General features: G+C 42.9%; 20 protein-coding genes and 1 riboswitch. Of the genes, 8 read left to right on the top strand and 12 right to left on the bottom strand.

Annotated elements, in window-relative coordinates; all coding sequences use genetic code 11:
• Positions 1-60: 60 nt before the first annotated feature.
• Positions 61-996, bottom strand: coding sequence for a bifunctional riboflavin kinase/FAD synthetase (gene ribF / locus HKI82_RS12375; RefSeq protein WP_102963282.1), 936 nt, complete (start codon positions 994-996; stop codon positions 61-63).
• Positions 997-1,067: 71 nt separating this feature from the next.
• The gene (gene murJ / locus HKI82_RS12380; protein ID WP_171138200.1) at positions 1,068-2,630 is read right to left on the bottom strand and encodes a murein biosynthesis integral membrane protein MurJ; all 1,563 of its coding nucleotides are present in this window, start codon (positions 2,628-2,630) and stop codon (positions 1,068-1,070) included.
• A 259-nt stretch (positions 2,631-2,889) separates the two neighbouring features.
• Here murJ and rpsT point away from each other — a divergent pair, with 259 nt between their 5' ends.
• Positions 2,890-3,150: a 30S ribosomal protein S20 gene (rpsT, locus tag HKI82_RS12385; protein WP_042484294.1), complete on the top strand. Its 261-nt coding sequence runs from the start codon at positions 2,890-2,892 to the stop codon at positions 3,148-3,150.
• 83 nt (positions 3,151-3,233) lie between these two features.
• On the opposite strand, the gene HKI82_RS12390 is transcribed toward rpsT, so the two are convergent.
• Together HKI82_RS12390 and nhaR are read right to left on the bottom strand one after the other, a co-directional pair.
• Positions 3,234-3,527, bottom strand: a complete 294-nt coding sequence (locus HKI82_RS12390; protein ID WP_042484297.1) for an ArsR/SmtB family transcription factor — start codon at positions 3,525-3,527, stop codon at positions 3,234-3,236.
• Positions 3,528-3,901: 374 nt separating this feature from the next.
• Positions 3,902-4,792 carry a transcriptional activator NhaR gene (nhaR, locus tag HKI82_RS12395; RefSeq protein ID WP_102941056.1) on the bottom strand — a complete coding sequence of 297 codons (891 nt, stop codon included), beginning with the start codon at positions 4,790-4,792 and terminating at the stop codon, positions 3,902-3,904.
• Between the two features lie 396 nt (positions 4,793-5,188).
• Here nhaR and HKI82_RS12400 point away from each other — a divergent pair, with 396 nt between their 5' ends.
• Both HKI82_RS12400 and HKI82_RS12405 read left to right on the top strand, forming a co-directional pair.
• On the top strand, positions 5,189-6,334 hold the full coding sequence (locus HKI82_RS12400; protein ID WP_102941055.1) for a Na/Pi symporter: 1,146 nt from the start codon (positions 5,189-5,191) through the stop codon (positions 6,332-6,334).
• 181 nt (positions 6,335-6,515) lie between these two features.
• Positions 6,516-6,615, top strand: a riboswitch (purine riboswitch).
• Between the two features lie 113 nt (positions 6,616-6,728).
• Positions 6,729-7,736 (top strand): adenosine deaminase, encoded by a 1,008-nt coding sequence (locus tag HKI82_RS12405; protein WP_171138201.1) that lies wholly within the window; start codon positions 6,729-6,731, stop codon positions 7,734-7,736.
• A 62-nt stretch (positions 7,737-7,798) separates the two neighbouring features.
• Here the strand turns inward: HKI82_RS12405 and HKI82_RS12410 are convergent, their stop codons facing one another.
• Positions 7,799-8,893, bottom strand: a complete 1,095-nt coding sequence (locus HKI82_RS12410; RefSeq protein WP_171138202.1) for a GNAT family N-acetyltransferase/peptidase C39 family protein — start codon at positions 8,891-8,893, stop codon at positions 7,799-7,801.
• Positions 8,894-9,102: 209 nt separating this feature from the next.
• Between HKI82_RS12410 and HKI82_RS12415 the strand changes: the two genes are divergently transcribed.
• The 4 genes from HKI82_RS12415 to HKI82_RS12430 all read left to right on the top strand — a co-directional run bounded on the left by HKI82_RS12415 (position 9,103) and on the right by HKI82_RS12430 (position 13,501).
• Positions 9,103-10,554, top strand: a complete 1,452-nt coding sequence (locus tag HKI82_RS12415) for a RimK family protein (protein ID WP_171138203.1) — start codon at positions 9,103-9,105, stop codon at positions 10,552-10,554.
• 146 nt (positions 10,555-10,700) lie between these two features.
• A complete protein-coding gene (locus HKI82_RS12420; RefSeq protein ID WP_171138204.1) occupies positions 10,701-11,639 on the top strand; it encodes a zinc transporter ZntB in 939 nt (312 codons plus the stop codon).
• Between the two features lie 108 nt (positions 11,640-11,747).
• The gene (locus HKI82_RS12425) at positions 11,748-12,299 is read left to right on the top strand and encodes a gamma-glutamylcyclotransferase family protein (protein ID WP_171138205.1); all 552 of its coding nucleotides are present in this window, start codon (positions 11,748-11,750) and stop codon (positions 12,297-12,299) included.
• Positions 12,300-12,481: 182 nt separating this feature from the next.
• A complete protein-coding gene (locus HKI82_RS12430; protein ID WP_102941050.1) occupies positions 12,482-13,501 on the top strand; it encodes a substrate-binding domain-containing protein in 1,020 nt (339 codons plus the stop codon).
• 103 nt (positions 13,502-13,604) lie between these two features.
• Here the strand turns inward: HKI82_RS12430 and galM are convergent, their stop codons facing one another.
• From galM to galE, 4 genes are read right to left on the bottom strand one after another with little or no spacing between them, the layout of a single operon-like run.
• Positions 13,605-14,669 (bottom strand): galactose-1-epimerase, encoded by a 1,065-nt coding sequence (galM, locus tag HKI82_RS12435; RefSeq protein ID WP_171138292.1) that lies wholly within the window; start codon positions 14,667-14,669, stop codon positions 13,605-13,607.
• A gap of 12 nt (positions 14,670-14,681) precedes the next feature.
• The gene (galK, locus tag HKI82_RS12440) at positions 14,682-15,833 is read right to left on the bottom strand and encodes a galactokinase (protein WP_206361898.1); all 1,152 of its coding nucleotides are present in this window, start codon (positions 15,831-15,833) and stop codon (positions 14,682-14,684) included.
• A gap of 11 nt (positions 15,834-15,844) precedes the next feature.
• Complete coding sequence (locus HKI82_RS12445) at positions 15,845-16,897, bottom strand: UDP-glucose--hexose-1-phosphate uridylyltransferase (RefSeq protein ID WP_171138206.1); 1,053 nt, start codon at positions 16,895-16,897, stop codon at positions 15,845-15,847.
• Between the two features lie 21 nt (positions 16,898-16,918).
• Positions 16,919-17,929 carry a UDP-glucose 4-epimerase GalE gene (gene galE / locus HKI82_RS12450; RefSeq protein ID WP_171138207.1) on the bottom strand — a complete coding sequence of 337 codons (1,011 nt, stop codon included), beginning with the start codon at positions 17,927-17,929 and terminating at the stop codon, positions 16,919-16,921.
• Positions 17,930-18,279: 350 nt separating this feature from the next.
• Here galE and HKI82_RS12455 point away from each other — a divergent pair, with 350 nt between their 5' ends.
• Entirely contained in the window at positions 18,280-19,434 is a 1,155-nt protein-coding gene (locus HKI82_RS12455) for an HD domain-containing phosphohydrolase (RefSeq protein ID WP_171138208.1), read from the top strand.
• On the opposite strand, the gene HKI82_RS12460 is transcribed toward HKI82_RS12455, so the two are convergent.
• The 3 genes from HKI82_RS12460 to HKI82_RS12470 are packed head-to-tail and all read right to left on the bottom strand — an operon-like array spanning position 19,428 to position 22,368.
• On the bottom strand, positions 19,428-20,450 hold the full coding sequence (locus HKI82_RS12460; protein ID WP_390632016.1) for a tetratricopeptide repeat protein: 1,023 nt from the start codon (positions 20,448-20,450) through the stop codon (positions 19,428-19,430). The genes HKI82_RS12455 and HKI82_RS12460 overlap by 7 nt on opposite strands.
• Positions 20,451-20,457: 7 nt before the next feature.
• Positions 20,458-21,402: a type II secretion system F family protein gene (locus HKI82_RS12465; protein ID WP_102941044.1), complete on the bottom strand. Its 945-nt coding sequence runs from the start codon at positions 21,400-21,402 to the stop codon at positions 20,458-20,460.
• A gap of 3 nt (positions 21,403-21,405) precedes the next feature.
• Positions 21,406-22,368, bottom strand: a complete 963-nt coding sequence (locus tag HKI82_RS12470) for a type II secretion system F family protein (protein ID WP_171138209.1) — start codon at positions 22,366-22,368, stop codon at positions 21,406-21,408.
• Positions 22,369-22,378 lie beyond the last annotated feature (10 nt).

A 22,378-nucleotide genomic window follows, 5' to 3' on the forward strand; every position in this document is an offset into this window, starting at 1 on the left:
TTCTTAATTCCGTTGTATTGGGCGAAGTTAGACATTATTTTAACCAGTGGAATCAACTGGCTAATTCTTAAACTGAAGCAACCACACCCTAGCCGCTTCAGCATCCAATTCTATTTGTTGTTTAAGCGCATCAAACGACTCAAACTTCTTTTCATCTCTTAGCTTATGCAAAAGTGCTACTTCTAACTGCTTTCCATACAAATTGCCTTGGAAGTCAAATAAGTGCACTTCTAGCTGCTGACGAACACCATTTACTGTTGGTCGTTGGCCAATATTCGCCACACCACCAATAGGTTGTTCACCGAGCCCATAAGCTTCGACAACATACACACCAGACACAGGTGAAACACAGCGTTTTAGTGGAATATTTGCCGTAGGAAATCCGATAGTACGACCAAGTTTTCGACCATGGGAAACTCGACCGCTAATACTATAGTTTCTTCCCAGCATTTCTGACGTTCCCGTCAGATCGTTTTCGGCCAGCGATTCTCGAATCGCCGTACTACTCACACGAAGCTCTTCTAAGCAGAAACTTTCCGTGCTGACGACTTCAAATCCGTACTTTTGCCCAGCCTCTTTGAGCATAGCAAAATTACCTTTGCGCCCACGGCCGAAACAAAAATCATCGCCAACAACCAGAAACTTAACACCCAAACGTTTTACCAACAAGTCACGGATAAAACTGTCCGCATCTAGACTGGCAAAATGATGGTTAAAATTCACACACAACAGTCGATCAATATCCAGTTTACTCAGTTGAACAAACTTATCTCTCAAACGTGTTAACCGAGCAGGAGCTTTATCTTTTAAGAAAAGCTCCATAGGCTGCGGTTCAAATGTCATTACGACTGAAGGTAAATTCAGCTTTTTGGCTTGTTCAGAGACTTTCTGCAGAACTTGCTGATGTCCTAAGTGAACACCGTCAAAATTACCAATCGTCAACACACAACCATTATGCTGTGCTTTGATATTATGAATACCGCGTATTAATTCCATTGGAATACGTTTAAAACCTATAGTTCTCAGTTATATTGGTGCGAAACTGGCGGATTATACCCTAATTAACATTATTCTGTCGCCGCTTTTAAATCCTTTAGGCGCAAGCCTAGAATCAATGCGGTGAGCAAATAAACAATTGCACCTAAAGCAATCAGCGCTGCCAGCATTAATGCACGGCTGTGGAAGCTCCACCCAAGCCAAACTGACATATCTTCTAACTGCCATAAAATCGCAGCCACCATAGCGCCGCCAGCAACAATCAGTCGAGCAAAAAACAGCACTGTTTTACGTGAAAGCTTGTAAACACCTTGCTGATGCAAACCGTTATAAAGCAAAGCCATATTAATGAAGGCAGATAGTGCCGTTGCCGCTGCCAAACCTACGAAGCCATAGAACCAAGCAAAGATGGCATTAAATACCATGTTACTCACCATAGCGATAATGCCATAGCGAACAGGCGTTCTCGTGTCTTGGCGCGAGTAATACCCCGGAGCAAGAACCTTGATCAGCATAAAGTTCAGCAGACCAGCAGCATAAGCCAGCAGGGACATCGAAGCTTGTTCAACGTCATTGGCCGAGAACTCGCCGCGCATGAAGAGTACCATCAGCATTGGTTTCGCCAACACCATCAAACCCAGCATGGCAGGAACACCTAGCAGAGTCACCATGCGCACGCCCCAATCCATGGTATGAGAAAACCCTTCACTATGGGCATCAACGTGTTTGCGTGAAAGAGCCGGCAGAATAACCGTTGCGATCGCAATACCGAACAAACCTAGCGGGAATTCCAGTAAGCGATCAGAGTAATAAAGCCAACTGATAGAACCCGTTTGCAGGAAACTGGCAACAAAGGAATCAAATAGAAGGTTAATTTGGCTCACTGACACACCAAACAAAGCCGGAATCATCAAAGTGCGAATTTTGACCACTCCAGGATCTTTCCATCCCCATTTAGGCTTAACCAAGGCTCCAGCTTTGATCAAAAATGGCAGTTGGAATAAAAACTGAACTAAACCGCCTAAAAACACACCTATTGCTAAACCAATTTCTGGCTGATCCAAGTTTGGAGAAATATACCAAGCGGATAAGATCATCATGACGTTTAGGAACACGGGCGTAAACGAAGAAACCGCGAACTTACCTAGGGTGTTTAATATAGCGCCCGACAAAGCAACAAAAGTAATGAACCATAAATAAGGAAAGGTGATTTTAAGAAGCAGGCTCGCCAGTTCGAATTTTGGCGCTGCGGGTCCATCATTTAACCAGTCCAGAAACCAACCTGCACCAAACAATGCTGTAACAACACCAGAGAACACAATACCCAGCACAGTTACAATAGAGACTAATACCCCTAAAGTACCCGACGCTTTGGCTATCAGGTCTCGAGTTTTGTTCATATCACCAGAGGCATGATACTCAGTTAACACAGGAACAAAGGCTTGAGAGAAAGCCCCTTCTGCAAACAGACGACGTAAAAAGTTAGGAATACGGTTGGCGAAGAAGAATACGTCTGCGCTGGCACCGGCTCCCATAAGATTTGCAACAACGATATCACGCACTAATCCCAGTACACGGGAGATAAGCGTCATGGCACTGACAATCATGCCAGACTTGAGTAAGCGTTTGCTCACGATAACCTCGAAAAACAAGCTAAAACAACATAGTCGCCCACCGAATGCAAAGAATGTCATTCAGAGAGCAGATAAGTATTAGCATTGAAAAAAAAATACTGTTAGAATCCACGCCATCTTAACCGCGAAGGCCTTCTTATACCAAACTTGTTTGGTTCAGGTGGGTTTTTGCACAAATCATTTGACATTTTAGAGCAAATAGGGGATATTCCTCGCCCTTAAAATGTTACCTAACGAAAAGTTTTTGGGAGTTAGACCCTTGGCAAATAGTAAATCTGCTAAGAAGCGCGCTATCCAAGCTGAGAAACGTCGCCAGCACAATGCTAGCCGTCGTTCTATGATGCGCACTTACATGAAGAAAACTGTTGCTGCTATCCAAGCAGGCGACAAAGAAACTGCAACTGCTGCTTTCGCTGTAGTTACACCAATCCTAGACCGCATGGCGACTAAAGGCCTTATTCACAAGAATAAAGCAGCTCGTCATAAGTCTCGCTTCGCTGCAGCTATCAAAGCTCTATAATTCTGGCTTGAATTATCAGCGATGAAAAAAACCGGCTTCTGCCGGTTTTTTTATTTTCTGATTTAACTCATTTTCTAAATCGGTTACTCACAGTACAGATTGTGAAGCAACTCAATCATCTTTTTCACTTCATCACTACTTAGAGTATAAAATACTGTTTGTGCAGATTTACGCGTGTTGACCAATCCATCTCGTCTCAACCACGCTAAATGCTGCGAAAGTGCGGACTGGCTTAATTCTAGTTTTCCGCATAACTCACCTACCGACAACTCTTGGTTGTGCAGCAAGCAAAGAATTTGTAAGCGTCTTTCATTCGCCATCGCTTTGAGTAAAACAACCGCTTGAGCGGAATTCTTTTCCATTTCTTGTAGATTCATGAATAAGTCCCCTAGGAACAACTTCTAAAACGCTCTTAAGTCGGCATAATAAACTAATTCAAAATACCCTTTCTATTGAAGTAATAGCTTTCCAGACGACGTTTACTTACCCGACAGCATAATCACTATGCTCTTGGGTTCAAGATCTTGTCGCCTGCCTTTACTTCAATTAGCTTGGCTATCGTTATGCGGCATATTAGCGGGGTAAAGTGTTTTGGTAATATCAGTTAATTTTATTTCTGCGACGCATCTGAATTCTTATTGATTCATAACTTGCGTCTTTATTACTGCTCGAATTAATTAGCCCTGTGTAATAATTGTTCTTTTTATCAAATTGTGTGAAGTTAATCCAACTGTAAATAATGACAAAAGTCTCATTCAAACAATTTAGTAAAATCTGCGTCACAAATATTTTTTACGGCTGGGTGCTGAATCATTCGTTCAGCAAAGATAACGTAATACTCTTCCTTCACTTCTTCGACAGGCGCAATCAGCTGCAGCGAAGAATCATCCGCCACTTCAGTAACATAAAGCAGCGGTGCCAAGAAAATAGCTTCAGGGTGATATCGGGCAAATGCCTTCATTAGCGCGGAATCATCAAACTCACCAAGAATATTAGGCTGAATACCTTGGTGATCGAACCATTGACGGACTTTTCTCCCCATAGATGTTCGGCTTCCCGGCATCAGCAATTTACGTTCTTCTAAAACCGCAGGGAATGAAACTTTGCCAAGATGATTGCGAGCAAAAAATCCCATATGACTTTCCCCCAGCTTTTTACTAAACAAACCTGGACTTTGACTTGAATCAACAGGGCAATCAGAAAGAATCATATCCAGCTTATGTTGGGACAACTGCTCAAGCAGAAGCTCGTGGGTAGATTCAAAACAACGTAAATGGATGCTGTTGTCTTCTGGAATCGTCGTCATCAAGATTTTACTGACCAACCTTTTAGACAACGCATCCGCAACGCCAACATCAAAAAGAACGTTGGAACGTTGGCTGTAGTTCACGATATCCAACATCTCATAGCTTAAGCCAAACATTCGGTCTGCATACTTAAAGACCAGTTGACCAAGCTCTGTCGGTTCAATACTTCTGCCATTACGTTTGGTCAGTTTTCCGTCCATACGTTCTTCAAACGCTTTGATTTGCCCAGTTACCGTTTGAGGCGTAAGGAATAAGGCATCTGCCGCTTTGGTAACAGAACCTTGCTTGCAGACCATCCAGAAATAGTAGAGATGGTTATAGTTAAGATGTGACATAGTGCTGGAGACTCAGTAACCAAATAATCTGTAAGGTTAAACCAAACCTCGTCTACTAATCAATAAACTCGAAAAAACCGAATAAAAAATAGATTAACTGTACTTTTTTCTACATTGGTTATGCGCTTTATGACTCTTACGTCATGTTTAATACATAGATACCCCAAATAACTCTCAAAACACCTGTTGTTAAGGTAACCCAGAAACAAACAAAATAACCTTAATATTCAATAAGATAAAACCAAAACCCAAAAGACCAATTCTCCACATTGAATCTAATTAATAAAAATATCGATTTATTACAGAACTGTCATATTACTGAAATATTCAGGTTCTACTATCGCGACAGATTCAACAACAGACCGAATGTAGTTAACAAGGTCAATGGAGAAAACAATGATAAACCAAGCAGCTTCAACAGCGGCTCCGATTTCGTCAACGACTCGCGCGCTTCGCTGGACAAACTTGGCTTTCATGATTTATTTGCTATTACTTGCTGTAACCATGGTAGGCGATGGCTTCAAATGGGCGGCAGCGGAACAAGCAAAAGTACTTTTTGAGTTCGCTTCACACCCTGTCGCAGGACTAATGATTGGTTTAGTTGCAACAGCACTGATCCAATCTTCAAGCACAGTAACTTCTATCATCGTAGGTCTGGTTGCCGGTGGTTTACCTATCGAAACCGCGATTCCTATGGTAATGGGCGCAAACATTGGTACAACAGTGACCAATACTATTGTTAGCCTTGGTCATATCCGTAATAAAGAAGAGTTCAAACGCGCATTCGCAAGTGCAACTATTCATGACTTTTTCAACTTGCTCGCAGTTTGTATCTTCCTTCCTTTAGAGATCATGTTCGGTCTACTAGAGAAAATTTCTCACTGGTTAGTATCACCATTCCTTGCTGGCGGTGATATGAGCATGAAAGGTCTGAACTTCATCAAACCAATCACTAGCCCTGTTGTAGGCGCACTAAAACATCAACTAGCGGTTCTAGGTGATATGTTTGGCGGTATTGCATTAGTGGTTCTTGGTATTGCGACGATCTTTGTTGCGATTACCGTGATTGGCAAACTGATGAAGAGCCTAATGGTTGGCCGTGCTCGTGAAATTCTGCAACACGCTATTGGTCGCGGTCCGCTACACGGTATCGCATCTGGTACTGTTGTGACTGTATTGGTTCAGTCTTCTTCAACAACGACCAGCTTGATGGTTCCTCTTGTAGGTTCTGGTGTACTAAAAGTTCGCGAAGTGTATCCATTTACCCTTGGTGCTAACATCGGTACCTGTATTACAGCTCTGCTGGCTGCAACAGCGGTTTCTGGTGAGTTTGCGGTATTTGCACTACAGATTGCTCTGGTACACCTATCATTCAACGTGCTGGCGACAATCTTGATTTACGGTGTTCCGTTCTTACGTGAAATTCCGTTAAAAGGTGCAGATTACATTTCAGACATGGCGGTAAAAAGTAAAGCGGTGGTAGCTGGATACTTACTATCAGTATTCATCGTTATCCCAAGCGTGATTCTTGCTTTGTCTTAAATCGAATAACGTCAAAAGAGCTCTCCTTCAAGGGGAGCTTTTTTATATCTGGTTTTTATAACAGAAGTAAAACCAACACCTTGGCTTATTGTTAAAAGTGGCAATTACAAATAATTGCGTTATCATTTGTTTAAAGTTTCTTATTTTCAAATCTAACAGTAAAACTGACTAACTGTAGATTTGAAAATTGTAAAAGTTGCTTCGTATAACCCTACTGATACGGTGTGGGGGTCTCTACCAGAATCCGTAAAATTCTGATTACGAAGAGTTAAGCGAATAGGTTATCGCTTTCTCTTTGTATGGGCTCCGTTTACCTCACATACCTATAAGGTAATAAAGGTAAAACACCACTCAAGATGAAAAGCGATTAATCACATGAGGATTAAGAGCATATATGAAACGATTTATCCAACAACTGCCAAAAGTTGAACTTCATTTACACATTGAAGGTTCTCTCGAACCTGAATTGATGTTTGAACTAGCAAAACGCAACAACATCGACATCCCCTTCTCTTCTCCAGAAGAAGTACGTGCTGCTTATCAGTTTTCAAACCTACAGTCTTTTCTCGACATATATTATCAGGGCGCTAACGTTCTGATTCACGAACAGGATTTCTTCGATCTTACTTGGGCTTATATGCTTCGTTGCAAGCAAGACAACGTTATCCATACTGAGATTTTCTTTGACCCACAAACTCATACCGATCGTGGAATCGCGTTTGAAACCGTGATCAATGGTATTAGCAAAGCACTTGATAAAGCACAGCAAGAGTTAGGTATTTCTAGTCAGATCATTATGTGTTTCTTACGCCACCTGAGCGAACCCGCTGCGATGGAAACCTTGCTTCAGGCATTGCCATTTAAAGATAAAATCATCGGCGTTGGTTTGGACTCTTCTGAACAAGGTCATCCACCGGAGAAGTTTGAGAATGTGTTCCGTGAAGCGAGAAACGCGGGGTTTATTACCGTCGCTCATGCAGGTGAAGAAGGTCCGGCAATGAATATCCGTAACGCTATCGACCTTTTGGGTGTACAACGTGTCGACCACGGTGTGCGTTGCGTTGAAGATGCGGCGTTAGTGGAAGAACTTAAACAAACTCGTATGCCATTGACGGTATGCCCTCTTTCAAACTTGAAACTGAAAGTTTTTCAGCAGATGGAACAGCACAATATTGTACAACTGCTGCGTCAGGGGCTCTGCGTCACCATCAATTCTGACGACCCTGCGTATTTTGGCGGTTACATGACAGATAACTTCAACGCAGTTGCGGATGCTCACCCTATGTCTTACCAAGAGTTAGCGCAATTCACCTTGAATGCGATTGAAGCGAGCTTTATTTCTGACCAGGAAAAAGCGCGTATGACCGAACAAACTAAAGCTTACTTAGCTCAATACGTATAGTTACCAAAACAATCTGCCTCTCTGATCCCAAAAGCATCAAGAGAGGCAGAATACTAAATGAATTAAGACGCTTTAGGGGTAATGACTACGCACGCGGTATGTTTCTGCTTACCAAAACCTAAAATCTGGCACAGCGCCTTTTTGCCCAGTGGTACAAACGCTGAGGCAATAGCATGTTCCTCGCCTTCAGCATGCGGATCATGGAAGAAGAAAAACTTCTCACTCATACCACTTAATACAATCCAGTGAGGTTCTTTCTTGCCATCAAAACGATATGTACTGATAAGCAGCAGTACACATGCACCTTGTCTTACCCACTCTTCCAACTGCTCTTGGCTTGGCGGTGCATCAATGGTCGTCACATCTTGCGTTTCTAATTGCTGGCAAAAATCCTGATGAACCAGCTCGATCACCGCTTTCTTGTTCGCATCACGCACACTATCAATGAACGGGGTGCTCTTAGACTGACTCCATAGCTCGACATGGAAACCGCGACGTGTCGCAGCCAGTGCTAAACCTTGTCCGCTACAACCACCATGCCCAGCCGCCATGAAAATGGTTGTCGCTTCACGCCACAATTGCATCTCCTGAACTCGTGTCGGTTCAAAGGTTTTATCCAGATAAGAAAAACTCATTAGCAAACAGGCTGCACCGCAAGTAAACGGCGTAGTTTGAACATACAACGGCATAGGTAACTGCACTTTCGGACCGTGCGGTGTAAGACGTTTCTGTAAGCGGCGACCATTGCACAAATCATCATAATAATGAATCAGGACTTTCAGTGTTTTATAGCCCATTTTTTCATATAAATTTATTGCTGCCGTATTGTCTTCGCGAACTTCTAGCCTTAATGTAGTGGAGCCTTGATCAAGAGCTGCACGCTCACATTGCTCAACCAAATTCTGAGCAATTCTCCGTCCTCTGAAATCAGGTTTAACGGCAATTGAATACAACCTTGATAGCTGTGTACCTTGATGAAATAGTAGCAATGCATATCCAGCCAATTCCTCACCAGAATCTGCCACAAAAATGACAGCTTGGTTGGAGTGTAAAAAACGCTTCATTTGACGAGGAGAAATTTTATCTCCTTCAAATAGCTGTTGTTCTAACGCATTAAGCGCAGAGAGATCAGCACTTTTCGCAAGACGAAAGTCCATACGATGTCCTTATGGTTGGCACGATTGCAACTCAATAATACACCCAAAGCAACTAAGCATGCAGCTAGGTAATGAACAATAAAATTCGAACGATTGTCTACACTTAATCGTATCGAACCGTTGGGAGTGATGAGCAGTAAAGCTGTTTACTGTGATGCGGGAATCTAATTTTAGCGTATATAGACTCTAGCAATAGGAATCAAAATAATATGGCAAACCTTTTAATCGTGACAGACCAAGCAAGCGACTGGCAACAATACTTCCCTTCAGAACAAGTTGTCAGCGTCGCCCAATACCTTGATGCAGATTGGAAAAACAACTTCCGTAGCGTTCAAGTGGTCAATTTGTGTCGTGATTATGATTATATGAGCAACGGCTACTACTGCTCATTGATGGCAGAAGCTCGTGGGCACCGCGTTATTCCGCGCGTCATGGCAATTAACGACATCAACCAGCCATTTCTGCTCTCGTCCGGTTTATTGAAACTCAATAAACTGTGCAAAAACACCGATTCTATTCACTGTAAAATCTACTTCGGACGCACGCCAGAGCCGGGGTTGGATAAGCTTGCTCGTCGCCTGTTCGAGCAGTTCATGGTGCCTGTTATTGAACTGAAAATGCACAAGTACCAAGGTCAATGGCAGATTAACCGAATTGCACCATACCCATTCCAAGATTTGGAAGATCAAGAGCAAGACTTCTTCATCGAGTCTCTGGAAATGTTCTCAACAAAAGTATGGCGTAAACCGAAGCAAGAGAAAAAATACCGCTACGACGTGGCAATGCTGGTTGATTCTGAAGAGAAAATGCCTCCTTCAGATGCTTCAGCACTGAAACGCTTTGCTCGTGCAGCAAACCGCCTAGGTATGAACTTAGAAACCATTTCGCCTGACGACTTATCTCGCTTAGGTGAGTTTGATGGCCTGTTCATCCGTGCGACGACCAACATCAGCAACTACACCTATCGTTTTGCCAAAACCGCAGAAAAGATGGGCTTAGTAGTCATGGACGATTCCGAGTCGATCATGAAATGTACCAACAAGGTATTTCTAACCGAGCTATTGCAACGCAACAACGTGCCAGCACCTAAAGGCGTGATTGTGAAAAGCTTTGATGAGGACTGGAAAGATAAGCTGCTTTCTCAGCTCGAATTACCAATGGTATTGAAGATTCCAGATGGCGCTTTCTCTCGTGGCGTTGTAAAAGTGCGCACGGAAGAAGAGTTAGAAAAAGAAGCTTCCGCTCTGTTTGAAAAGAGCGCCCTGATTTTGGCTCAAGCCTTTATGCCAACTGATTTTGACTGGCGTATTGGTGTGATGAATCGCCAACCAATCTTCGCCTGTAAATATATGATGAGTCGCGGCCACTGGCAGATTTATCAACACCACAATAGCGGCCGAGTTTCGTCTGGTGGCTTTGAAACACTCGATTTAAAACAAGTACCGAAAAATGTCGTGGATGTAGCGGTTAAAGCTGCCAACCTTATCGGTAGTGGCTTGTATGGTGTTGACTTAAAAGAGATTGACGGTCAAGTCTATGTGATCGAAGTTAACGACAACCCAAGTATTGACCATCACGTAGAAGATGCTTTCTTGGGCGACTTACTTTACGACCGAGTGATGACTGAGTTCCTGCGTCGCATTCAAATGCGTGGTTTCTAATCGCACTCACCCGTAGCCCAAGATCATCTTGGGCTACTTTTTATAAAAAACATAAGCTTTACCAAAGCCATTTTCAGCTCTAGTTTCAAAACAGAGGCTTTCAAAAAGCATGATTTGTAAGAGACAAATGCTTCAAAAGGATCACTATGGATTTTTTAATCGATCACTGGCAGTTTTCAGGACAGCAAGCAACTCAACCCACAGATAAATCAACCTCGCTAGAGGCTCATCATTGGTATCATTGCCAACGAGATGTTCCTGGAGTTCGTGAGTGGCTTCTAGAGAACGCTATCCCCGCATCGATTGTCGACAGCTTGTTAGCTGAAGATACGCGCCCTTTGTTTGAGCAATATGATGAACAAAATTTCTTGCTGATTCTAAGAGGCGTCAATCTCAACGACAATGCCGATCCAGCAGATATGCTCAGTGTGCGCATTCTGTACTATCAAGGTGTGCTGATTTCCACGCGTAAGATCCCATCTAAAACCATCAATGCGATCCGTGAATCTCTAAAGCAAGGACTAGGACCAAAAACCCTTGCGGATCTTGTGCTGAACATTATTGATGGTCTCAACAAAAACATCGATAACTACCTTAATTCTGTTGAAGACAGAATTGAAGCGTTTGACAGTGAGTTAGAGCTGAGTGAAGACATGATGGACACTCATAAAGCGCTGCTCAAAATCAAACGCTTCATCAAGCCTCAGCAGTACGCGATTGATGACTATTTGTCTTCAGATGTACCGTTGGCTAACTTTAAAAATATGCGCTTACGCCACAGCGTGAACACCATTACCCGTATTAACGAAACGCTCGACTTCTTCCTTAGTGAGTTAGAAATCATTAAAGGTGAGTTGCGCCAGTACCACGCAGAAAAGATGAACCAGAACACATATCTGTTCTCTGTGATTGCCGCCATCTTCTTACCGACCAGCTTTTTAACCGGTCTATTAGGTGTTAACGTAGGAGGCATTCCGGGAACCGAATCCCCTATTGCCTTTGCACTATTCTGCTTCGGATTAGTAGGAATATTCGCTGTAGAGTTTTGGATACTAAAACGCCTACAGTTTTTCTCGAAAAATTAATACCAGTCACAAGCAATAAATGAACTCTGCCCTAGGAACATAGGACACTATGTGATTAGGGTGAATGAATGCAGTCTACGCAGTTACAGATTCAAATAGGACGAGTACATGTATATTTTTGGCTACGGAAGCCTGATGAATTCACACTCCCGACAGCTCACAGGACAAACCGGAAGCGCCATTCCAGTTATTGTGCACGGTTTAGTCCGCTCTTGGGGGAAAATTGATGACACTTACACTATCTCCCCACTAGTCGTGAACACTGGTGAAGGCCGGGTTAACGGTGTGCTGTTGGAAATTGATGACACAGCTCTGGTTGAGTTTGATCGCCGAGAAAGTGGCTATCAACGTATTTCTCTTCAGCCAAATCAGATTGAAACCGAACATAAGTTCGACCCAAGCAAGCCGATTTGGGTGTATGTCACCGAGCAACATCTTCAGCCTTGCGAGAAAAGCCCGATTGTTCAAAGCTATGTGGATACTGTGATTTGTGGTTGTTTAGAAGTCTCTGAAGCGTTTGCTAAACACTTCGTTCAACATACTGTTGGATGGCATCATCCACTGCTCAATGACCGCCATAATCCTAAATATGTGAGGCTTGCCGGCGTTTGCCAATCTAAACATGCTTTGATTGATAACCTTGTTGCCAGCGTCCGTTAAATCTCTTTTCTCCTTCTATTTTCGGATAGGAGGAGAGAACGTTTACTAAAAACGTTTACACACTCTATTATCCCTTCTCAAATCTAAGCTTAATCTCTCATATCTGTACATTACTTAACGGATTCGTTGCCATATTTTCACTCACATTGTTAAATAACGTTTCTTATGTAGCGAGGTCTCTCATGGCAACCATAAAAGACGTAGCACGTGAAGCTGGCGTTTCAGTGGCAACGGTTTCACGCGTGATCAATAAATCTCCCAAAGCGAGTAAAGCTTCGATCGAATCTGTAACGAAAGCGATGAAAGATCTTGGCTACCGCCCGAATGCTGCAGCTCGCGCTTTAGTAAGCCAAAGTACAAACACCATTGGTGTGTTAGTGAGTGATGTGTCTGATCCTTTCTTTGGTACGTTAGTCAAAGCGGTTGATAATGTTGCTCATCAAGCGGGCAAACACTTACTAATCGGTAATGGTTACCATGAAGCAGAAGAAGAGCGCCAAGCTATCGATCTGCTGATAAACAGTCGCTGTGATGCTTTGGTCATTCACTCAAAAGCGCTTTCTGATGAAGAACTGATTGCTTATGCTCACGAGATCAAAGCATTGGTACTGATCAACCGCCATATTCCAGAACTCGCGGATCGTTGTATCTCTCTAGATAACTACAAAGGCGCTTACTTAGCGACAGAATTTCTGATCCGCCATGGACATGAAAAGATCGCTTGTATCAGTTCTTCTCATCACATTGAAGATGCTGATCAGCGCATTGAAGGTTATAAAGACGCTCTCGCTGCACACAACATATCATTGCCAGCTAGCTACCTAGAGCTTGCCTCTCCGGACAGTGAAGGCGGTGAAGAAGCCATGACCAACTTACTGACTAAGTCTTTGGATATTACCGGTGTTGTTGCTTATAACGACAATATGGCAGCAGGCGCACTTTCGGTACTGGAAGAAAATGGGGTGAAGACACCACAAGACGTTTCGGTTATAGGATTCGATGACGGTTTAATTGCACGCTATGTGCGCCCTCGCCTCACAACGATTCGTTACCCAATTCAAATGATGGCAGAAAAGGCGGCAAAACTTGCGCTGCAACTGGCTAGAGATGAAGAGTTGGAACAAGAGCCAATGTGTTTCTCGCCAACGCTGGTACGCCGAGACTCTGTAGACAAAGCACCGTCTAGCAGCACGGTTCAGTAAGAAAAAAGCCCTCACTTCATAAGAAGTGAGGGCAAAATCGCTTTCCCCCAAGAACTGTAAACCTTATCCCCCCAGTCCTTGGGTTCACTATGTCCCCTACGGGTTAGCTCGCCAAAACGTTGAACTTATACACAGTGGTAAAAGCGTATTCTTCGCCGGGAAGAGTCATACAACTCTCCTGAGGCCAATCTGCATGATTCGGTGAATCAGGCAAATACTGAGTTTCTAAAGCAAGACCTTGATACTGTTTGTATGTGGAACCTTTTCGGTTAGGCGTTCCTTCTAAGAAGTTGCCACCATAAAACTGAATCGCTGGTTTATCGGTCAACACCTGCATAGACAGAGAACCGTCAGGCGCTTCAACGGTTGCGACTGGTTGTCCCGTTTTACAGCTGTCATCAAGTAAGAAGCTGTGGTCATAACCTTTGCAGTTTTTCTGCTGTTCATCTGTTAATAGATCTTGCTTGACCGCTTTCGCTGTACGGAAGTCAAAACTGGTGTTTTCAACACTTGCCAGTTCACCCAAAGGAATACCTTCAGATGTGGTTGGCAGATAGTAATCAGCATTAACTTGCAGTTTGTGGTCAAGAATATCTGAGCCTGATTCTGCGCCGAGCAAATTGAAATAAGCATGGTTAGTCAGATTCAGCGGTGTCGCTTTATCGGTTGATGCTTTGTAGCTAATCACAATATGATTATCGTCAGTAAGCTCATAAGTCACCGATGCGCTCGCATTACCCGGAAATCCTTGGTCACCATCAGCAGAGAAAATTGAGAATTCAACTTTCTGTTTGCTTTGATTGACGATATCCCAGCGACGATGACTCCAACCGTCTTTACCACCATGCAAACAATGCGCACCTTGATTCGCCGCTAACGTATAAGTTTCGCCTTGCCAAGAGTATTGTGAGTTTGCGATACGGTTTGCATAGCGACCAACTGTCACACCTAAGAAGCTGCCATGCTGCTTGAAGTCTTCCATGGTGCTTAAGCCAAGCAAGACTTCGCGCATTTCGCCTGCGACAGGTATTTGGCAACTTAACCACGTTGCACCAATATCCATAAACACAACTTGCACACCTCTCGCATTCGTTAGCTCTACCAGCATTGCTGGCTTGCCATCGTAAGCGGGTGATTGAGTCATTGTTTCAAATAAAGAATGGGTCATCATTAACGCCCTCTATTGAATCAAACCAGCGCCAACTTTTGCCTGACACACATAAAAGGTTGCAGTAAGACCACTTTGTTGTGGGTAAAGGGTTTCAACCGCTTTTTCCACATCATTAACCAATGATGGCGGAACCAGCGCGACAATACAGCCACCAAAGCCACCGCCTGTCATACGTACGCCGCCTTGATCGCCAATCACATCTTTCACGATGTCTACTAAGGCATCGATTTCTTTTACTGTGATTTCAAAGTCATCACGCATCGACGCATGCGACTGTTCCATTAGTTCGCCCATGCGTTTTAAGTCACCAGCGCTTAAAGCATCGGCCGCTTGCAGAGTACGTTCATTTTCTGTGATTACGTGGCGAGCGCGTTTAGCAACAACAGGATCGAGCTGCTCTATTTTGTCGTTAAACATTTCGATAGAAACATCGCGCAGCGCTTTCACACCAAAGATTTGTGCTGCCTCTTCACATTGCTGGCGGCGAGTGTTGTATTCACTGTCGACTAAGCCACGTCGCTTGTTTGAGTTGATGATGACGACCGCCATATCTTCAGGCATTGAAACCGCTTTGGTTTCTAGACTGCGACAGTCGATAAGAAGCGCAGAGTTCGCTTGGCCTTCAGCAGAGATCAGTTGATCCATGATGCCGCAGTTACAACCGACAAACTGGTTTTCAGCTTGCTGACCATTTAAGGCAATTTCAGCTTGGCTAATAGGTAAGCTGTAAAGTTCTTTAAATGTCTGGCCAATAACCACTTCTAATGCAGCAGAAGAACTTAAACCCGCGCCTTGAGGTACATTACCGCTCACAGCGATATCGGCACCGTTAAATGAGTAACCGCGTTCCATCAAGTATTTCACTACACCGCGAATGTAGTTCGCCCACATTTTGTTTTCGACAAAAGTAATTGGTTGAGTTAAATCGAACTCGTCAATCGCATTGCCATAATCCACAGCAACCACTTTGACCTTCGAATCAGAACGAGGAGAGGCCGCAACCACAGTTTGGTAGTTAATCGCACAAGGCAAAACGAAACCATCATTGTAATCGGTATGTTCACCAATCAGATTTACACGGCCAGGAGCCTGAATAAGATGGCTTGCCTTATAACCCAGTACTGCTTCAAATGCAGCTTCAACACTATTAATTAAGCTCATAATTGTTCCACTTATTGTTCTTTGTAATGTACGTCTGATAACGAGCGTAGTCGCTCTGCGGCTTGTTCTGCAGTTAAATCTCGCTGAGTTTCCGCTAACATTTCATAACCAACCATAAATTTACGAATGCTTGCGCTACGCAGTAGTGGCGGATAGAACAAGGCATGTAATTGCCAATGTTCAACGCTCTGACCATCTGTAAAAAACGGTGCGTAATGCCAACCCATTGAATATGGGAATGAGCACTGGAACAGGTTGTCATAACGACTGGTTAATTTTTTAATCGCAATGGCAAGATCATCACGCATTTCATCACTAAGCTCGCTCATGCGGCGGATGTGGGTTTTCGGCAATAACATGGTTTCAAATGGCCATGCCGCCCAATAAGGCACTAGCGCTACCCAATGTTCTGTTTCAACGACAATTCTGGAACCGTCTTTTAACTCAGCCTGTACATAATCCACCAGCAGGCTTGAGTTATTCTCTTGATAATAGGCACGTAAATTATTGTCTTTACGCTCTATTTCATTTGGTAAAAAGCTATTTGCCCAAATTTGTCCATGTGGATGCGGTTGAGAACATCCCATGGTTTCGCCTTTATTCTCAAAAGCCTGAACCCAGAGATACTCTTTGCCTAGCTCTTCAATCTGCTCATTCCATGTATCAATCACACCACGAATCGCTTGCGGAGATAATTCAGGCAAAGTCTTGCTGTGGTCCGGCGAAAAACAGATAACCCGACTTAAACCGCGAACGCCTTGCACCTTAAATAGGGGATGTTCATTTTCAGGTGCATCAGGAGAATCAGCCATTAACGCGGCAAAGTCGTTGTTAAAAACATAAGTGCCTTTGTAGTCTGGGTTCTTATCGCCAGAAATTCGCTCATTGGTTGGACACAGGAAGCACTTTGCATCATAAGCAGGCAGTTCAGCGACAGATGGCTTTTCATCCTGACCACTCCAAGGACGCTTAGCTCGATGAGGAGAAACAAGCACCCACTGCCCAGTTAATGGGTTGTAGCGACGATGCGGATGATCTACAGGGTTAAATTCAGTATTCGACATAACTTTCATTCATCTCTCAAACTAGTAACCTTGCGGGTTAGCAACTTGCCAACGCCAAGTATCTTCTGTCATTTCTTTTACGCTGCGAGTTGCTTTCCAGCCCAGTTCGCGCTCAGCTTTTTCAGTACTCGCCCAACATTCAGCAATATCACCAGCACGACGCGGGCAAACCTCATAAGCCACATCTTTGCCGCAAGCTTGGCTGAATGCCTCTACCATATCGAGCACACTAGAGCCTTTACCTGTGCCTAAATTATAGATATGCAAACCACTCTTCTGACCAACGTGAGTTAATGCTGCAAGGTGACCGTCAGCTAAATCCATCACATGAATATAGTCGCGAACGCCCGTACCATCCGGTGTGGGGTAATCATTCCCGTACACTGAAAGTTTTTCTCTGCGCCCTACTGCTACCTGTGCGATATACGGCATGAGGTTGTTTGGAATACCTTGCGGATCTTCGCCCATCAAGCCTGATGGATGCGCGCCGACAGGATTAAAGTAGCGCAGTAAAGTAATACTCCAACTCGGATCTGCGTTGAAAAGATCCGATAAACATTCTTCCACCATGTACTTGCTGCGGCCATAAGGGTTGGTCGTTGCGCCTGTCGGGAAAGACTCGGTAATTGGCACTGAAGCTGGATCACCATACACAGTGGCAGACGAACTAAAGATGATATTCTTCACTCCCGCTTTACGCATAGAACGCGCAAGGACTAAAGAGCCGTTAACGTTGTTATCATAATATTCGAGAGGCTTAACCACCGACTCACCCACGGCTTTCAAGCCAGCAAAGTGAATAACCGCTTTAATATCATGCTCAGCAAAAATGGAATCGAGCAGCGCTTCATCACGAATATCGCCGTGATAAAAAACGGGCGCTACACCAGAAATCATCTTAATTCTATCCAACACCTTCTCTTTGGCATTGCACAGATTATCGAGAATAATGGGCTCCATCCCAGCGTCAATCATTTGCACGCAAGTATGACTACCTATGTATCCCATACCACCAGTGACCAATACTTTCACTTCACTTACCTCAAACAACATCTCATTTAATGTGCAAGAGTTTAGCAGGCTATATCGTCAACATTCTGTGATCACTGCTACAGAGTGGAAACGTTTACACTAATAACACCAAATTGTCATAAAAAAGTGGCGAGTTTAGATAACAAACATCTATAGCAGGCATGATGTATTGCTCAAAAGCCTTTATCTACAAGTGGTAAACGATTTCACACAAATATTTTGAAGCACATTCACTGGTCATTAATCGAACAGAATAAGACAATTTCAACTAAACTTATTAAGTAGCTATAGGTTGCGTAATTAGGTTGATGAACTGAGTTGTCGTCGAGGAAAAATTAGGGGGAGATGCCATGGACACGCACAGCAAAAATAGCGATCACAGCTATTTCGCATCTGCGGGAACTCTGAATAATCAGCTTACTGATATTCATGAGCGTTTGCGCGTGTCTGCTCCAGAAGTCGATCGGATTTCTTTTGCGCTTTACGATGAGGAGAATGATCATCTAAAAACCTATGCAGACAGCACCTTTCATGGCTTTGAACTCTTACACTACGAATTTCCCCTATCAGAATTGCCAGCATTAAAAATCTGTTCTGAAACTGGTGATTGTCGTTATTTAAATGATATTCCAAATCAGCTAGATGCCAAATTCCCTCATTCTAAATGGCTTATAGATCAAGGATATCGCTCATCTCTGGCTGTGCCTGTTTTCCAAAACAAGAAGTTTATCGGTTTTATATTCTTAAATTCTTTTCAAAAAGATTTATTCAACCAGTCCATGACCGAAGCACTCAAACCTTTTTTGGAGATCATTCGTTTTGTTGTTACGTCAGAGTATGACTTAGTGCACTCATTGATCAATTCAGCCAGCCTTGTTCATTCACAATCTCAAGAACATTGGCAAGAGTCGTCTGAACACAAAGAAAGAATCTGTCGATATGCCAAAGTCATAGCACTTGAAGTTGCACACATCTACGATTTGGATGATGAAACCATTGAAAACATTACCCTGTTTTCCAAATGTCATGACATCGGAAAACTCTCTGTTCCGGTAAGTTTGTTAAACAAATCTAGCTCACTAGAGTATGAAGAGCGCGATCAGTTAAAAGATCATGTAGAAAAAGGCGTAGAGATCATCAATAACATCATTGATGAAATGGGCTCACCTGATCACCCATGTGTGGCCGTGCTAAAAGAGATCGTTGCTTACCACCATGAATTTTTAGATGGTAGCGGTTACCCCTATGGTTTAACCCAAGAAGATATACCAATATCTGCCCGCATTATTACCGTTGCCAATGTATTCGATGCGTTAACCAGTCACCGACCATACAAACAAGCTTGGTCGGTTCCCTTCGCATTACTCGAATTAGAAAAGATGGTTGCCAACGGCAAACTAGACAAACATTGCGTTAACGGCCTGAGGTACCATCAGGAATATTTGAAGAAAGTGATTGAAGCCTATCCTGAGCCAGATCCCAAAGATAGGCTTGACCATCACTGAGACATCATTTCAGCTTTTGCTGGGGTTTTGGCGCGAACTTCGGCCAACGCTCGTTCTAGATTTTCATTAGCAATTTTGTAGTAAGAAGGCTTTTTGTCGATCGCTTGTTGTAAATAGGGGATCGCTTCATCTGGTTTGCCCTGAAGCATTAAAAAATAGCCCACATTATTCAAGGCTTCTGGAGCGTCCATTCGGCGCATAAACACATTTAAAGCACGCTGGGTCTCACCTTTGGCTAAATAAATGAGTGCCAAGTTGTTTAACGCCTTCTCGTTATCCGGTTCTTGTTCAAGTGCGGCTAAAGTAAAACGCGTCGCGTCGGTGTAATTTCCACTCATATAATGGGAATAACCCATATTCATTAATGCCTTACTCGATTTAGGCTCAATTCTTAAAGCATGTTTGTAAAACGCCTGCGCTACTTCATGTTGCGCCTTGACATCATCGAGTATGCCTAATCCCATGTAGGCACTGGCCGGAGAAAGGTTGTCGCTGCTTAACTCCTCTATCTCAGACACACTTGCATCATCATCCAGTTTTAATCTGGAACTCAAACGCAGTTGATCGGCATTAATCGCTCGCAAAAAGTAACTTCGACCTTCATCAACTTTACCTTGCTTACTGTAATTCGAACCCAACTGCTCCAAAACCTGAACATTATTGGGGTTGCGCTCTAATGCCAACAGATAAGCTCGCTCTGCTAGTTCATAATTGCCACGAGACTGATGTATACGACCAATGGTATACAAGGTTTTGTCACTATATTGTGAGTCAGGAAACTCTAGAGAACGGATATATTCGTAAAGCGCCAAATCAGAATTGTTTTGCCTTAACGCATAGTCACCGCGTTTTATCGCTTCCGTTTCGGTTAAAGGCGCAGCATCTGCACTAAAGGTTTCAACAGGCCTACCATCATAGAGTTCACTATCAAACTTAGATTGTTTATCGGAATCGCTAGCACAGCCAGCGATAAGAGAGATCAATAAGAGAGTGGCATAGTTATATTTTTTCATCATTCATCCTTTATTGCCCAAAAGCTTCCATTAACTTGATGATTGCCGGTCCAAGAACAACAATAAAAAATCCAGGCCAAATACAGACCAATAGAGGAAAAATCATTTTGGTGGGTATTTTAGCTGCAATCTCCTCCACTTCCTGATTTCGCTTATCACGGTAATCTTCTGTGTAATCACGCAATGTTTGAGATAAACTGCCACCGATTCTTGATGCATGAGACAGCATGCTGATTAAACCAGCCAACTCCTCAACACCCGTTCGTTCAACAAACCCTTGAAACGCTTCTGACATATCGTAGCCCGCCTTGATTTTCAGGCAGACCGTATCTAACTCATCAGCTAAATCCATATGAGACATGCCAAGTTCTTTTGATACTCGCATCAGACCTGCGTTTAAACCTAATCCCGATTCTGTACAAACCACCAGCAGGTCTAGCATATCTGGAACACCAGCACGAATGCGCGACTGACGTTTTTTAACTAAATGTCGTAAAAATATATTAGGAATGAAAAGACCAACTCCAACACAAATAATTAATATGAACAGCGGATTTTGCCCACTGTCTGAAAACGTGTAATAAAGTAATCCAGCAAAAAGCCCTATTAGGGTAGAAAGTGTTTTGGCCACATAGAAATAGGTCAGTGCCGTCTCATTATGAAACCCCGCGTGCATCAGCTGATGACGCACAGTTTCTTTCTCTTTAGCATTACTGGTAGTGAAAATCGGTGATAAAGATTCAAGCGCATTATCGATTTTGCTACTTCTCTTTGTTACCTCCGCTTCCATAGTGTAGGTTTGTAGACGATTACGAACACTAGACTGCTTAGTTCGACCAAATACCAGTAAAAATAGAGTAATAACCACCAGCACACTAGCGAACATAACCATCAGCAGAATGAGGTTTTCTTCTGTTAATTTGAAGTTCTGTAAATAATTGACAAGATCCTGCATACATCAAACCTCAAAGTTAATGATTTTTCTTATCCATAAAGCACCAATAAATAACCCAATGCCTCCATAGATTAATAAACGATGACCTCGAGGATCAGCATAAAGAGGCTCCAAATATCCAGGGCTAATTACACTTAACATAATAAATATAGCGAAAGGTGCCAACATTAACACCCAAGCAGACATTTTACTTTCAGCAGACAAGGTTTTTATTTTTCGCTGCAACTTAAATCTGGCACGTAATACTTTAGACACTTTATCTAAATTTTCCGCTAGATCACCACCGGTTTCTTTTTGTAATAAAACCGCACTGGAAAAAGCAAACATAGATACGGTTGGATTACGCTCTACCATTTGCATCATGGCTAATCTGATATCGTAACCATAATTTAAAAGGTTAAAGGTATTCTTAAATTCACTGCCTATTGGTTCTGGTAATTCTTTGCCGACTTCGTTAAATGAATAGGTAATGGGATGTCCCGCAGATAACATTCGCTTCATAATATCTAATGCATCTGGAAATAGTTCTTCAAATTTACTTAACCTTTTTGATATTTTGCCACTAATAACAAAATACAAAATCAACCAAACAATAAAACTAACTGCAAAAGCAATATAAAGCTCTGCACCTAAAAAAATCAAAACTAACAGAACCAATATTTGACTCAAAGCCGTATAGGTCACCACTTGTGTTAATGATTTTCCTATGCCTGCAAGCTCTAGATTTTTTTTCATATTGGCAAAATAACTGTAGCTCACCAATTTCTGATCGATAGGAGACAAGCTTTTGATGTAATGTTCATTCAACAATGAACGACTCTGCTCATCAACCTGAGATTGGCTTTCTTTCAGCCGCTTACTAATAGCTTTGTGTTTTGCTTTATTGCCAGCCGCTGGCATCAGAAATGCTTGGGAAATAAGAAAGACTGCAACAAACAGCAAAGCAAAAAAATACAGTTGGTCCATTGCATTACCC

This window comes from Vibrio plantisponsor, from assembly GCF_013041605.1.
Classification (GTDB): Bacteria; Pseudomonadota; Gammaproteobacteria; order Enterobacterales; family Vibrionaceae; genus Vibrio; species Vibrio plantisponsor.